Raw genomic sequence first — 12,669 nt, 5'->3', positions numbered from 1 at the left:
GCCGGGCGCCGTCGCTGAAAGTGAGTGGGATCCCGTCGGCATCGGCGGTGTAGGTGCCTGGGGCGCGGTCGATTTTTGCTCCCCAGGCATCAACCTCACCCTGGTACCCACGGGGATCGGCTTGTCCGCGGCGAGGGCCGGGTTATAGAGCAGCAGTTGGGCAGTGGTGGATCGGAATTTGCAGGGGTTTTTCAAAACCGCTGTGTCTGAAATTCTGCCCAAGGTCACGGACCGGCCAAAAGCTCTCGGACTTTCCCACGTACGGCCAGTAAGGATGGTGGAACGTCTGCGGTCCGCGCCATGAAATGCAGCCCTCGCATGGCTAGGCCGGCGTCAGTGAGGTTACCGCCGAGCAAGTGCGTGATGAACTCATGGGCGGGCATCTCATGTGGCTGGCCCATCTCGCCGTCGTCCCATGTCGGCGGGGCGATTCGGGCACAGCCCGCCGCGATAATCACGTGTTTGCGGCGGGACGAGTTCGCAGACGCCCACTCCGAGCCGGCATGGAAAACAGCGGCAGCTTGATAGCCGGTCTCTTCCAGGAGCTCCCGGCGGCCGCCTTCCTCAACATCCTCTCCGTCTTCGACGCCGCCACCGGGCAGCTCGATGAGCACCTTCTGCGGGCCGACGCGGAACTGGTCGAACACCACAACGCCTTTAAGATCGTGAGTAAAGGCGACGACTGCGACGCTGTTCCGCTCTTCCAGCACGTCCCAGCTGCTGACGGATCCATCGGCCGTGCGATAGACGTCGCGGCGCACCCTCACGAAGCCGTTGTGGGCTGTTTCGCTGCCTAGCCGTGTCCAGGGTCGCGCGAGACTCATTTTGTCCATAGCGATTATCCTTGCCCAGAGCGCCTCCAATCCCTAACTTAGGGCAGCAGGCGCGCCCGCGAGCTGCAGATCCCAGCGGCGGACAGTCGGCGCTTGGCAGAGGATCCCTGAATTAGGATGAGGCTCTGATGAAGGGAGCCTGGTGAATAAGAATCGCCTGGAAGCGTTCAGCGATGGTGTGCTGGCCATAATCATCACCATCATGGTGCTGGAACTGCATGTGCCGGATGAACCGAGCTGGCATGGCCTGGCAGCCGTCCTGCCAACGTTCCTGAGCTACCTGCTCAGCTTCGTGTATGTAGGAATCTACTGGAATAACCACCACCACATGATCCACCTGGCCAGCAGGGTCAACGGCGCAGTCCTTTGGGCGAATCTGCACCTGTTGTTTTGGCTTTCGCTGTTCCCCTTCAGCACCCGGTGGATGGATGAGTCCGGCTTCGTTCAAGTTCCGGTGCTGACGTACGGGATCAACCTGCTCTGCGCGGCGATCGCCTACTTCATCCTGGAACAGACGCTGATCCGCCAGCAGGGCCGGGACGGCGCTCTCGCCCAGGCAGTTGGCCGGGACTGGAAGGGCAAATCGTCTCCACTGATTTACCTCGCCGGCATCGGGCTCTGCATCGTGCAGCCGCTGCTGGGCCTGGCGGCCTACACAGTAGTAGCGCTGATCTGGCTTATTCCCGACCGCCGGGTCGAACATTTCGTCACCCGGGCCCGCCAGGACTGACCCGCCCGGGCTTGCCCACACCGGCGGCTTCATGGTGAGCGAATCTCAAAGTAAGGCGGCCGGATCCGCAGGATAATGGGACTATGACCAATCAGGATCAGGACCGGGACCCTTGGGATGAGTTCGACAAGCTCAAGCCTGCCGGCCCTGACCGCGTGGAAGGGTACCCAGGAGGCGAGCCGATGGGCTTCGGCTTCCGGACGGGAGTGCGCAGCGCCAGGGTGGCTTTCGGATTCGCCATCTACGCGTTGGTCCTTGTAAGCACGCTGGTCCTCATCGGGGCCGTCGTCTTCATCCGCGAAAGCCAGTGGCTGTTGCTCGGCCTGATCGTGTTGATTGAAGCCGGATCCGTCCTCGCCTTTCTGGGGCTGGTCGACCAAGCGCGCAACCGACGGTCCGCCCGCTAAGGGCTTACCGGGCCAGAGACGACTGAATCCTCCAGATATGCTGACCCGGACAGCGGGCCTGCGCTCAGCCGTGTCTCGTATAACTCCTGACCCACCGACACCTGAGGAACCCACATGAATTGTGTACCTGTGACAGACGGATCCGGAAACGAGCTATTGGCGATCGAGCGCATCACCGAAGACGAGTTGGATCACCGGGACCCCGCCGCGGACCTTCCCCTCTCCCTGGTAGTCGTCACGCATGCCGGAAAGGTACTGATGATATTCAACAGGTGGCGGGAGCAGTGGGAACTGCCGGGGGGAATGATCGAGAGTGACGAGACGCCCCGGCAAGCCGCCTTCCGTGAACTAGCTGAAGAGACCGGCATTTTTGCCCAGGACCTCAACTTCGAAGCCCGGACGTTGTTCTCCCTAAGGCGTCCCGACCGTCTTGAATATGCTGCGGTGTATTCCACTCGGCTTGGGTCGCTCCCCGAACTGACGGAGAACGAGGAGGCCACCGCCTTCCTCTGGTGGACGCCAACAACCCCGGTAGAAGACAACACGAGCCCCCTGGATGCCGCCATTGCTTCCAGGACTGCCTGTGAGAGTCATCCGGAGGCGGCGGCGGTAAATGGCATCAGGAACGGCGGAAATTAGCAATGGCAGATCAGCACGCGAAGGGGGCCATGACGGCGTTCAGCATTCCTGCCACGTCGTCGTTGCCGGCCGTGGGCAAGGTCGCAATCTACATACTCAATGGCGACCTTGATAAATACATCACCTTCACACAGCCGGACTTTCCGGAAGCAGGTCGGCAGGTGCCGGCGGGAACCATTGAAGATGGAGAGACTCCTCCCCAAGCAGCCTCTAGGGAACTCCAGGAAGAGACAGGACTGAATCGAAGGATATCGCTCTTCCATTTTGCGGACAGCGTTTACGACATGAGCCGGTACAAGCCCGAAATCCAGATTCGAAGCTGGTTCCTGGGAGTAGCGGAAGCAGACGACTTTCCGACAGGCAGGTGGACTCAGATAGAGCGCAGAGCCGACCAGCCGGACATTGTTGCGGAATTCTCGTGGACTGAAATCTCATTTCAAGAACAACTAATCGCCGGTCATTCTGATCTTTTGCCGGTCGCCCTGCACCTGGCGCATTCCTGGTCACTCAATTCGTGACCCTACGACGCAGCGGTCACTGCGGAGGTGCCTAGGACTGACCCGTCCGAGGCTAAGGCCTGGACGGCAGCGTACTTAGCGCTGGCCACGGCCACCATGGTTTCGAATCCACTTCTGGGCACCGTTCCGGCGGCCGCGAGGGCGCTGCTGTCCGGACCTGTCAGAACCCGCCAGGAGGCGACCTCGGTGGCCCCGTTCCAGCTGGCGAACACCTGTATGCTCTGACCGGCGCCGTTCTTGACCGCCATGCTGGGTGGCGTGTCCGGCTGAGCCGTCCACGGGAACCTGTAGACCCGGTAGCAGCCGTTGCCGAGTCCCGCGGCCTCGAAGACGGCAGTCCCGTCTGCCGTGAATTCGGTCGCGGAGGGGTCCGCGCCCCAGCCGACCATCACGTTGCCGTTGGCGAGCAGCTGGACGTTTCCTTCGGCGTTGCCGCCGTGCCCGGCGTTGGCAAACTCCTGCTTGAGGGTCACAGTCTTCGCCTCCTCGTCGACGGCGAGCAAGAGTCCCCGGGAGGTACCGGACGTCTCCTCGGCGAAGTGATTGTCGAAGACGCTGATCAACGTGGCGGAGCGTCGGCGGGCGTCGTGCTGCCACGCGAAAACCGCCTGATCCGCCACGGCGAAGTCGCTCTTTTTGCCGCCCATCCGCCAGCGCACTTCCCCTGACTTGCGGCCGATCTGGTAGAGGGTATGGGTGTGCCTGGAGGAGACCAGCAGCGCATCCCCGTCGTCGTCGACGGAATTCAGATGGAAGGCATCAAACGCGTTGTCCATGCTGCTCCCATCCTTCGACAGCTTCCCGCCGGGAGTGGCGTACGTTTCCGTTAGGCCGATGTGCTCGGACGCTTGCCCAGTCAAGCAGGACGGCACCGCTGCGCACGTCGATTTCCTGCACGTGGCAGTCGAGCAGGTACCCCTTGGCGGGACCTCCGACGGCACTGAGGTCCGCCTGCACTGTCGGATAGGCGAGTAGCAGCGCTGTTCCTGCGTCGGTGAGCCTGAATTCATGCAGGTCGATGCTGAGACCATTCCCCGCACTGATGGACGCGACGGTCCGGTAGGCCGTGTCCAGGATAATTCCCTTTCCGGCGCCGTGGCCGCCCTCGCTGGTCCCCTGCCAATAGGTGAGGACCGGTTTGCCTTCGAAGGTCTGCACCCGCAGGTCCATCGCCCCGGCGCCGCTCGGCTCCATCCAGACCGGCCGGCTGGCGCTGTCGAGGATGACGGCCGAGGAGCCGTGCCCCTGCGGGGTTGCGAAGACGAGTCCGGGAGCTGTCTGGCCCGCACCCCAGCTGGTCACGTGGGGAGTGGTGAGCTTGGTGCTCAGGAAGACCCGGTCGGGTAGTGCATCGCTCCCGGACGGCTGACCTGCCGACGGCGATGCTGTGGCCGTTGGGGGCGTCGCCGTCGTCGATGACATCCGATCGGGGAGCAGGGCCCTGCCGGCGAAGGTGCCGGCCCCCAGTGCGCCAATCCCGGCCAGGCCCGTACTCGCGAGCATGGACCGTCGGCTGACCATGCCGTGCAGCCACGACGCCGGAGGGACCAGCTGCGGGTGATGATCGGGTTCTTCCGTGGTTTTCATCTTTGCATCATTTGCCCCCAGGCTCGGAGACATCTGGCCGCTGCCCTTGTGCTGGCTGTGAGTCCCACGCGATGCGTCGCTCCTGGTTGGTCGTCCTCATGCGGACGGGCAGAGGTCCAATTCGGAGATCGTCCCGTGTGGAACGTCGAGGGACAGCTCCACGGTAAACGTCCGGTGGTCATGCCTGGTCACCAGCACTCCGCGCCCCGGGTTCTTGAGTGCCTCCCGCACCGCTCCCTCGAGGGCTTGGTCGAGTTCGTCCTGGAGCTCATTCCGGTTGTTGATCCTGATCTCTACGGCGTTGCGGGTCATCTGGCCCCTCACGGGGTTAAGACAAGCTTGCTCGGGGCGCCCTGCTGCTGCAGCTCCCAAGCCCGCCGGCACTCGCTGAGCGGGACGGTCATGGTGTCTATGGTCAAAGCGCCGGTGGATGCAAGCTCGGTCAGTTTCAGGTATGCGTCGCGGCGGACCTGGACCGGTGGGTCGATGTGCGCGAACCCGAGGATCTCCAGGCGTGCTGCGCGGATGATCCCGGCGGGCAGCTGGATGGTGGCCCCGGCGGACTGTCCGATCTGGATGTGACGGGCGCCCCGGGCGGCGACGTGCATGGCAGCAAGGGCAGGCTCGCCCCAGACCGGATCGATGATGACGTCGAAGCCGCGCTCGCCGACGACGTCGCGGAATGCGCCCACCAGGTCGGTGTCCGGTGTGATCGTCACGGTGGCGTCGGCACCATGCTCCCTGGAGCGGGCCAGCCTGTCAGGGTTCCTGTCGGCGGCAACCACCGTGGCCGCACCGAGGGCCTTGGCCAACTGGACAGCGACGGATCCGAGCGCCCCGGTCGCGCCGAGGACCAGGACATTTTGGCCGGGCTGGAGGTTGGCGCGCCATGTGAGGGCGAGCCAGGCGGCCAGCCCCGTGTTGCCCAGCGCGGCGGCGGTGACGTCGTCGACGCCGTCGGCGAGGTCGAGCAGGTCCTGCTCTGCGACCAGCGTTCGCTCGGCCCAGGAGCCGTGAGGCGCCACCGGCGAGGTGAAGAAGACCCGGCGGCCTGCGGCAGTCCGGCCGACGCCGTCTGCACCGATCACGTACGGCATTGTGCCGGGATCGCCGAAGGCGCCGGATGCCTTGGCCAGGTCGAGATGGTGGACACCGGCAGCGGTGACGTCGACGACGACATGGCCGCTGCTGGGCTGGGGGTCGGGAAAATCTGCGTAGGCGGGCGTTGTTCCGGTCTGGGTCAGAACGGCTACCTTCATGGTGTGCTCCTGATGTCTGGGGTGTGAGTGGGTGCGCGGGCGGCCATGTGTGGCCGGCGGGGGAGCTTCAGCTCTGCCGGTCGGTGTCCGCAGGGATGATCTGTACGCTGATTGATCCGAGGCCGCTGATCTTCCCTTTGAGCTGATCGCCGGCATGCATCCAGGTGCCGGTGCTGAGACCGACCCCTGCGGGGGTGCCGGTGAGGACGACGTCGCCCGGTTCGAGGGTCACGTGCTCGCTGATCCGGGAGACCAGCTCGGGCACCGGCCAAATCAGGTCGGAGGTATTGGCGTTCTGACGGAGCTCGCCGTTGAGCCAGAACTCCAGTTGCAGGCTGGTGTCGTCGACGAAGCGGGCCGGCACAATTTCCGGCCCGAGCGGACAGCTGTCGTCGAAGACCTTGCCGCCGAACAGGTCGAACTTCACCAGGTGCTTGGGATGGCGCTGCCAGTCGCGGGCCGAGAGATCCAACGCAATTGTGTAGCCGGCGATGTGCTCACGGGCCCGTTCCACCGGAATGTTCCGGCCGCGCCGGCCGATGACGAACGCCAGCTCGAGCTCGTAATCGAACTTCTCTGTCTGGGTGGGGTAGTGGACCGACTGGCCCTGCCCGACGAGGGTGGTGCTGGGCGGTTTGAGGAAGAAGACAGGAATGTTGTCATCTTTGGAGAAGCCCGTGTGACCGCCGTCGTTCAGGACGTGGTCGTAGTAGTTGGCGCCGGCGCAGATGACCTTATTCGGGTACTGCAGGGGCGTTAACCAGTCCTCAAGCACATCCGGCTCGGCGACCGGCTCGACGGCACCGTTTGGAAGGGCGTCGACGGCGGCGACCAGCTGGGGCTCGGCGGTCTCCCAGTTGGTGAAGACGGTCATCAGCCCGGACGCCGGATTGGTTGCCATCAGCTCGGGGACGAGGTCCGCGACCCTGAACAGGCGGCCATCAGCGAGCCTCAGCACGGGGGTGGGCGTTCCACCGATCCGGACGGTGGACAGGGAGAACGTCACTGGGTCTGCTCCTTGGCGTGTGCAGTGCTTATGTGTGCAGTGCTTATGTGTGCAGTGCTGACAGGAGTCAGGCCGTCAGTAGCCGCCGCCATCATCCAGTCACTGACGATCGAGTCGATGGTACCGATGGGCCGGGACATCAGGGACCGGGCAAGGTCGCGCACCTGGGCGCGTTGAGGCGGTGACAGGTACTCCGCGGGGGAGGCGCCGTCGACGCGGGCCAGGGCGAGCAGCGGCAGGAGAGCCGCCACACGGCCCCTCAGGTCTGCCGTCGATTCCCAGTCAACGTGCTGGATGTAGCCGTCCAACAGCTGTTGGGCGGAGCGATGCAGTTGCTCGATGTGGTCGGGCAGGACGATCGCCTTGAGCAGCAGGTGGTTCAGGCAGAATGCGACGTCAAATGCTGGGTCACCGAACCAGCCGCACTCAGCGTCGAGCAGCACCGGACCATGCGGCCCGAGAAGGATGTTCTTGGGACTGACGTCGCCGTGCACCACCGCCAGGTGTGTGCCGGTGGTCACCGCGGCGAGCCAGTCAATCCGGTCGTCGAGGTCGGGGTTGGCGCGGGCGGTGACCCGAAAGTAGGGCTCGATGCGTAAGGCGTTGAAGTTATCGTCCGTAGCGAACGTGTCCGCGGCCCATTGAAGCTTGGTGCTGGCTCTGTGCAGCCGGCCCACAAGATCGCCGACTGCGTATGCGGCAGCAGGGTCGACCTTCCCGGCGAGGAGCTCATCCTTCCACACCGGGTAATCTTCAGGCGGAAGGAACTGCATCGCGAACAGCCCGGCCTCCCCGTCGTAGGCGAGCACCTGCGGAATCTGCTTCGGAGCAACGGCACCCGCGAGCTGCAGCCACTGGTACTCGACCCGGTTGCGGGAGATCGGCGCCAGCCACTCCTGCGCAACCTTCAACCGGGCTAAAGCTCCTTTCACGCACAGGGTGCGGCCGGGCAGGTCCACCCGCCACAGGTCCGAGCTCACGCCACCGGTGAGGGGGGTCAGTACCGCCGCCTCAGCCGGTTGCATCAGTCCTTGGCGCTGCAGGAACTCCTGCACCCTGGCCTCGGGACCGGCGCCGCTCACCTTACAACCGCCGGAGTGGGTGCCAGCGCGGGCAGATTCTTGAAGCCCAGGCTGGAGTCCTCGGCAATGCGCACCAGCTGGTTGTATTTGGCCATTCGCTCGGAGTTCCGCACGGACCCGATCTTAATCTGTCCGGCCGCGGTCCCGACAGCGAGGTCGGCGAGGAAGTCGTCCTCGGTCTCCCCGGATCGTGCGGAGACAACCGGGGCGTAGCCGGCATCCCGCGCCTGGGCTACCACGTCGAGGGTGCCAGTCAGCGTGCCGTTCTGGTTGACCTTGACCAGGACCCCGTTGGCGACGCCGCGGGCAACGCCCTCGGCGAGTCTTTGGCTGTTGGTGGTGAACAGATCGTCGCCGATCAACCTGATCCGCTGACCAAGGCGCTTGGTCAGCGTCTGCCAGCCGGCCCAGTCATCCTCATCCAACCCGTCCTCGATCGAGACGATCGCGAAGCGGTCGACCCAGGACGACATCATGTCGATCATCTCGGCAGTGTTGACATGGCGTTCCTGCCGGCGCAGGTGGTAGTCACCGGCGTCGCGGTCGTACAGGGAGGCCGCAGCGACATCGATGGCGATGGCGATGTCCGTCCCGGGCTGCAGGCCAGCGGCCTCGATGGACTGGGTGATCAGCTCCAGGGCCTCCTCGCCCGTGCGGCAGCCCGGGCTCAGTCCGCCCTCGTCGGCCAGCAGGGTGGGCAGCCCCCGCTCGGCGCAGAGGGTGGCCGCAGCGGCCCGGACGCGGGACGTGAGCTGGATCGCTTCGAGTGCGGAGGTTGCCGAGACCGGCACGGCCAGGAAGTCCTGGACGTCCATGCCGCGGCCGGCGTGGAGGCCGCCGGAGAGGATATTAACCATCGGCATCGGCAGCACCGGCTCGTCGACGCCGGCGAGCTGGGCGATCCGTCGATATAGCGGTTGCCCGCTGGCCACGGCGGAGGCGCGGCAGACTGCCAGCGACGTGCCCAGGACGGCGTTGGCGCCGAGCCTGGACAGCGCGGGCGTTCCGTCAAGGTCCCGCAGCCGATCGTCGATGCCGCGCTGGTCGTCGACGTCGTGGCCGCGCAGGGCTGCGGCGATCTGGCCGTTCACGTGCTCGACGGCGGCGGTGACGCCGAGGCCGTCGAACACTGACTTGTCGCCGTCGCGCAGCTCGTGGGCCTCGTGGGTGCCGGTGGACGCCCCGGAGGGCACTGAGGCTCGGGCCACGGCGCCGGTGTCGAGCACGACGTCAACCTCGACGGTCGGGCGGCCGCGGGAGTCGAAGATCTGGCGGCCGTGGATGGTTCGGATGGTACTCAAGACGACACTCCAGTGGAGAGGGCGGACGGGATGTTGTTGCAGGGGTAGCGGGCCGGTTCGCCGCGCAGGACGCGCACGACTTCCTCGGCGGCGTTGCGGCGCAGGTCGATCACCGATGCGTCGGAGGAGAAGGCAATGTGGGGCGTGACGATCACTCCGGGGTGGGCCAGCAGCTCGGCTGGAACCGCCGGCTCCTCCTCCAGGACGTCCAACCCTGCTCCGCCGATATGCCCATTCTCCAAGAAGGCGATCAGGGCGGTGGTGTCGATCAGTCCGCCCCGGCTGACGTTGATCACGAACGCGTCCTGCGGCAGCAGCCCAAGCTCCCGTTCGCCGATCAGGTGATGGGTGTGCGGAACCAGGGGTGCGTGCAGGACGACAATATCGCTGGCGGCGAGCAGGCCGTCGAGGGGCATCACTTCGATCCCGCCGGTGTCGGCCGGAGGATGCGGGTCGCTGATCACGACGCGCGCTCCAAGCGCCCGCAGCTTGGCTGCGGTGGCCCTGCCGATCCGGCCGTAACCGATGACGCCGCAGGTCAGGTTGGACAGGCGGCGAAGCCGGGCCCCGGCCGGGTTCCAGCTGCTGGCGCGGACCTCGCGGTCGGCAGCGACCAGGCCGCGGGTCCAGGCCAGGGCCAGCCCGACGGCGTGGTCTGAGACCTCCGCGACGCAGTAGTCCGGGACGTTGGTGACCTGCACACGGGAATCAGTGGCGGCGGACACGGCGATGTTATCCAGGCCCACCCCCATCCGGGCAACGACGCGAAGCGGGGCCGAGGACGCGATCGCTGCGGCGGACACCGTTGCCCAGCAGGTGAGGATCGCGGCGGGTTGGTGTTCGGCGATCAGGGCGTCGATGATCTCAACCCGCGCTGGGTCGGCCGGGCCGGCGACGAGAGCGAAGCCGGCATCTTCGATGATGCTTCGTTCGATGCTGTCGTCAGGCCAGGCCCGGTCTGTCAGCAGTACTGTTTGCTGCGGGGTCATGACTGGTGCTCCTTCTTCGTGGTCCGGCCTGGAGCGGCCGGGTTTGGGTGGGGATCAGCGTGGATGGAATGTCGGGTCTACGCACCGGGTGATCTGCTCGCCCAGCCCGGTCACCGAAGCCCTGACGATGTCTCCGGCGCAGAGAAAACGGCCGTGGTGGAGGCCGAACCCGGCGGGGGAGCCGGTGCAGAGCAAGTCGCCGGGGCGGAGACGGGTGTGCTGGGAAAGGTACGACAGCTGCTCGGGAATGCTGAACACCATGTCGTCGGCAGTGTCGTCCTGCATGAGCGTGTCGTTCAGCGACAGCTGAAGCCGTAGATGGGAGGGGTCGGGGACCTGCCAGGCGGGAACGAACCACGGTCCTACCGGGAGCGATCCCTGCATGCCCTTGCACTGAAGCCAGTCGCTGCCCAGCCCGGGCAGGTCTGGCCGGACAACGCGGGACCGGATGGTCAGGTCATTGACCACGCAGTAACCGGCGATAGCCGTGTGCGCCTCGGACGGCGTCAGTCGCAAGCCGGACCCTCCGATGACGGCACCGATCTCGACCTCCCAGTCCAGGGTGTCCACGTCCGGATTCAGAACCAGCTCGCTTAGAGGGCTGCCGATCCGGTCGATGCTGGTCAGGGCGACGTAGGGGCTGCCGTCGAGGCGTCGCTGCTTCAGAGCCTGCGTGCTGGCGGCGCGCAGCCGATCGGCGTCGGCCGGCTCACCACCGTCGACGGTGGCTTCGATGACCTGCCGCCGGTAATTGCCGATGGTGCAGAACAGCTGCTCGGGCCGCAGCGGAGCCTCCAGCCGCAACGAATCGACAGGCAGCCCGTCCCCGGCGATCGCCTCCGCGGTCCGGGGCAGCTCGGTCAACCGGCGAAGCTCAGCATGATTGGTGCCCCACTCACGGATCAGGTCAGTGACGGACGTGAACCTAGCGCACGGCCAGTCTTCCGCCCAGTCAAGCAGCGGAAGGGCATGGTCGCGGTGCACTAGCCAGACCTCGGCCGGGTTCCCGTGCAGGCCCGCCTGGGCCAGCACCACCCCCGCGGGGGAAATGTCGGCGTTTCGGTTGTCATCTTCGAACATATGCTAACGATAGCACAACCTCTGCATAGTGCCACCCCTGAGCGACTTCCGCCATGTGACGCCACCAGCGCGCTGGCTGGCAGCAGTGTGCCGCCAAAGATGGAGGTGTTGACATGGCTGGAATAATTGAGCATAGTGCTATCGATGGCACGCGACTGACGATGGGAACTTAAAGTGACAGTACGTAGAGTGGTTACCGGTACGGACGGCACTGGGAAGTCCGTCTTAGTCTCCGACGGAGCGGTACCTCACAGCCACGACTTTGAGACGATGCCGGGACAGGCTCAGATCCGGATCTGGTTCACGCCCGGGGTGCCCTCGAGCACGCCGCCCAACGCCGAGCCCACCGACAATCACGGCCCTGTCGTCCCTGGCCCCGGCGGTGCAAGCTTTGTGATCGTCCGCTATGCCCCCGATTCAGTGGTCATGAGTCCCGATTTCGATCCCGCCGCGGCCGGTCAGGAACTTGCTGCCTACGCACCGGATCTGGCCAAGGTCTTCGAGCCGGACGGGATGCACCGCACACCCAGCGTGGACTATGGGGTAGTGCTCGAAGGGGAGGTGTGGCTCGGGCTGGACGACGGCGCGGAGGTCTGCCTGACGCAGGGCGATACCGTCGTGCAGGTCGCCGCGCGGCATGCCTGGCGCAACAAAACACAGGCGCCGGCGACGGTGGCGTTTGTGCTCACCGGCGCCAGCGCCTGAGTGCGGGAGGACTGGAAGCATGCTAGCCCCCCATGTAAAGGACCACGTCTATCTTCCCCGGATGTTCTTTCACACCCTGGCTGAACATCTCGGTGTTCCTGATGGATATCCGGATGACATGACCTTGCGACTTTTCGACCAGGGTCCTTGTTTCGATGCCGTCTGCCATGATCCAGGCCAGGCGTGAATCGCTGCTTGCCATCTCAACGCGGCCTCGTCGGATCATCCGGTTTCGCTGCCAGATTTCAACGTCTACACCTGTGAGCTTGGCCCACTCATCGATTCTTATCGTTGCTGTGGAGTTCACTGACTTCTCCGTTCGGGTTCACTCTCCGCCGCTCACGAAGCCGGTCCGCCGGGTTGTGCTTCGCGGCCCTCGGCCTGGGTTCCTCGTGCCACCATCCTTCCCAGGGGGAGGATGTGATCCGGCCTTTGGGGAACCTTTCCACGCGGTGCGCGCCTGACGAGGTGCCCGAAGCGTCGGAGCCGACCAGCATTTGGTGAATCCTCTCGGTGATCATGTGCTCATCCTT

The 12,669-nt window shown here is 65.2% G+C and carries 15 protein-coding genes and 1 pseudogene; 5 read left to right on the top strand and 11 right to left on the bottom strand.

The window, feature by feature from the left end:
• Window positions 1-224 precede the first annotated feature (224 nt).
• Entirely contained in the window at window positions 225-833 is a 609-nt protein-coding gene (locus tag J7E83_RS12995; protein ID WP_214962713.1) for an NUDIX hydrolase, read from the bottom strand.
• A 142-nt stretch (window positions 834-975) separates the two neighbouring features.
• Between J7E83_RS12995 and J7E83_RS12990 the strand changes: the two genes are divergently transcribed.
• The 4 genes from J7E83_RS12990 to J7E83_RS12975 all read left to right on the top strand — a co-directional run bounded on the left by J7E83_RS12990 (window position 976) and on the right by J7E83_RS12975 (window position 3,127).
• Window positions 976-1,563 (top strand): TMEM175 family protein, encoded by a 588-nt coding sequence (locus J7E83_RS12990; RefSeq protein ID WP_214962711.1) that lies wholly within the window; start codon window positions 976-978, stop codon window positions 1,561-1,563.
• An 83-nt stretch (window positions 1,564-1,646) separates the two neighbouring features.
• The gene (locus J7E83_RS12985; RefSeq protein WP_214962709.1) at window positions 1,647-1,970 is read left to right on the top strand and encodes a hypothetical protein; all 324 of its coding nucleotides are present in this window, start codon (window positions 1,647-1,649) and stop codon (window positions 1,968-1,970) included.
• 129 nt (window positions 1,971-2,099) lie between these two features.
• Window positions 2,100-2,609 (top strand): NUDIX hydrolase, encoded by a 510-nt coding sequence (locus tag J7E83_RS12980; protein ID WP_311379666.1) that lies wholly within the window; start codon window positions 2,100-2,102, stop codon window positions 2,607-2,609.
• 2 nt (window positions 2,610-2,611) lie between these two features.
• A complete protein-coding gene (locus J7E83_RS12975) occupies window positions 2,612-3,127 on the top strand; it encodes an NUDIX domain-containing protein (RefSeq protein WP_214962700.1) in 516 nt (171 codons plus the stop codon).
• A 2-nt stretch (window positions 3,128-3,129) separates the two neighbouring features.
• Here J7E83_RS12975 and J7E83_RS12970 read toward each other — a convergent pair.
• The 8 genes and pseudogenes from J7E83_RS12970 to J7E83_RS12930 form a co-directional block, all read right to left on the bottom strand.
• Window positions 3,130-4,297 (bottom strand): annotated as a pseudogene (locus J7E83_RS12970) (arylsulfotransferase family protein).
• A gap of 513 nt (window positions 4,298-4,810) precedes the next feature.
• Window positions 4,811-5,026 carry a hypothetical protein gene (locus tag J7E83_RS12960; RefSeq protein WP_214962694.1) on the bottom strand — a complete coding sequence of 72 codons (216 nt, stop codon included), beginning with the start codon at window positions 5,024-5,026 and terminating at the stop codon, window positions 4,811-4,813.
• Window positions 5,027-5,034: 8 nt separating this feature from the next.
• Complete coding sequence (locus J7E83_RS12955; protein ID WP_214962692.1) at window positions 5,035-5,973, bottom strand: zinc-binding alcohol dehydrogenase family protein; 939 nt, start codon at window positions 5,971-5,973, stop codon at window positions 5,035-5,037.
• Between the two features lie 67 nt (window positions 5,974-6,040).
• Complete coding sequence (locus J7E83_RS12950) at window positions 6,041-6,979, bottom strand: fumarylacetoacetate hydrolase family protein (protein WP_214962690.1); 939 nt, start codon at window positions 6,977-6,979, stop codon at window positions 6,041-6,043.
• Entirely contained in the window at window positions 6,976-8,004 is a 1,029-nt protein-coding gene (locus J7E83_RS12945) for a phosphotransferase family protein (RefSeq protein WP_214962688.1), read from the bottom strand. The genes J7E83_RS12950 and J7E83_RS12945 overlap by 4 nt, the downstream gene beginning before the upstream one ends.
• A gap of 53 nt (window positions 8,005-8,057) precedes the next feature.
• Entirely contained in the window at window positions 8,058-9,362 is a 1,305-nt protein-coding gene (eno, locus tag J7E83_RS12940) for a phosphopyruvate hydratase (RefSeq protein ID WP_214962686.1), read from the bottom strand.
• Window positions 9,359-10,351 carry a C-terminal binding protein gene (locus tag J7E83_RS12935; protein ID WP_214962684.1) on the bottom strand — a complete coding sequence of 331 codons (993 nt, stop codon included), beginning with the start codon at window positions 10,349-10,351 and terminating at the stop codon, window positions 9,359-9,361. The genes eno and J7E83_RS12935 overlap by 4 nt, the downstream gene beginning before the upstream one ends.
• Before the next feature lie 54 nt (window positions 10,352-10,405).
• A complete protein-coding gene (locus J7E83_RS12930; RefSeq protein ID WP_214962682.1) occupies window positions 10,406-11,431 on the bottom strand; it encodes a fumarylacetoacetate hydrolase family protein in 1,026 nt (341 codons plus the stop codon).
• Between the two features lie 174 nt (window positions 11,432-11,605).
• Between J7E83_RS12930 and J7E83_RS12925 the strand changes: the two genes are divergently transcribed.
• The gene (locus J7E83_RS12925; RefSeq protein WP_214962680.1) at window positions 11,606-12,136 is read left to right on the top strand and encodes a cupin domain-containing protein; all 531 of its coding nucleotides are present in this window, start codon (window positions 11,606-11,608) and stop codon (window positions 12,134-12,136) included.
• Between the two features lie 22 nt (window positions 12,137-12,158).
• Here the strand turns inward: J7E83_RS12925 and J7E83_RS12920 are convergent, their stop codons facing one another.
• Window positions 12,159-12,443 carry a hypothetical protein gene (locus J7E83_RS12920; RefSeq protein WP_214962678.1) on the bottom strand — a complete coding sequence of 95 codons (285 nt, stop codon included), beginning with the start codon at window positions 12,441-12,443 and terminating at the stop codon, window positions 12,159-12,161.
• A complete protein-coding gene (locus J7E83_RS12915; RefSeq protein ID WP_214962676.1) occupies window positions 12,412-12,657 on the bottom strand; it encodes a hypothetical protein in 246 nt (81 codons plus the stop codon). Before J7E83_RS12915 ends, J7E83_RS12920 begins: the two co-directional genes overlap by 32 nt.
• Window positions 12,658-12,669: the final 12 nt, after the last annotated feature.

Source organism: Arthrobacter sp. ISL-48 (assembly GCF_018613805.1).
GTDB lineage: Bacteria > Actinomycetota > Actinomycetes > Actinomycetales > Micrococcaceae > Arthrobacter.
The sequence above is the reverse complement of the archived record's forward strand: the minus strand, read 5'-3'. Positions and strand labels throughout refer to the sequence as shown.

Coding starts and splice junctions, on each gene's coding strand:
- J7E83_RS12995 (WP_214962713.1), bottom strand. CDS start 833: ATGGACAAAATGAGTCTCGCGCGACCCTGGACACGGCTAGGCAGCGAA.
- J7E83_RS12985 (WP_214962709.1), top strand. CDS start 1,647: ATGACCAATCAGGATCAGGACCGGGACCCTTGGGATGAGTTCGACAAG.
- J7E83_RS12975 (WP_214962700.1), top strand. CDS start 2,612: ATGGCAGATCAGCACGCGAAGGGGGCCATGACGGCGTTCAGCATTCCT.
- J7E83_RS12960 (WP_214962694.1), bottom strand. CDS start 5,026: ATGACCCGCAACGCCGTAGAGATCAGGATCAACAACCGGAATGAGCTC.
- J7E83_RS12955 (WP_214962692.1), bottom strand. CDS start 5,973: ATGAAGGTAGCCGTTCTGACCCAGACCGGAACAACGCCCGCCTACGCA.
- J7E83_RS12945 (WP_214962688.1), bottom strand. CDS start 8,004: ATGCAACCGGCTGAGGCGGCGGTACTGACCCCCCTCACCGGTGGCGTG.
- J7E83_RS12935 (WP_214962684.1), bottom strand. CDS start 10,351: ATGACCCCGCAGCAAACAGTACTGCTGACAGACCGGGCCTGGCCTGAC.
- J7E83_RS12930 (WP_214962682.1), bottom strand. CDS start 11,431: ATGTTCGAAGATGACAACCGAAACGCCGACATTTCCCCCGCGGGGGTG.
- J7E83_RS12915 (WP_214962676.1), bottom strand. CDS start 12,657: ATGATCACCGAGAGGATTCACCAAATGCTGGTCGGCTCCGACGCTTCG.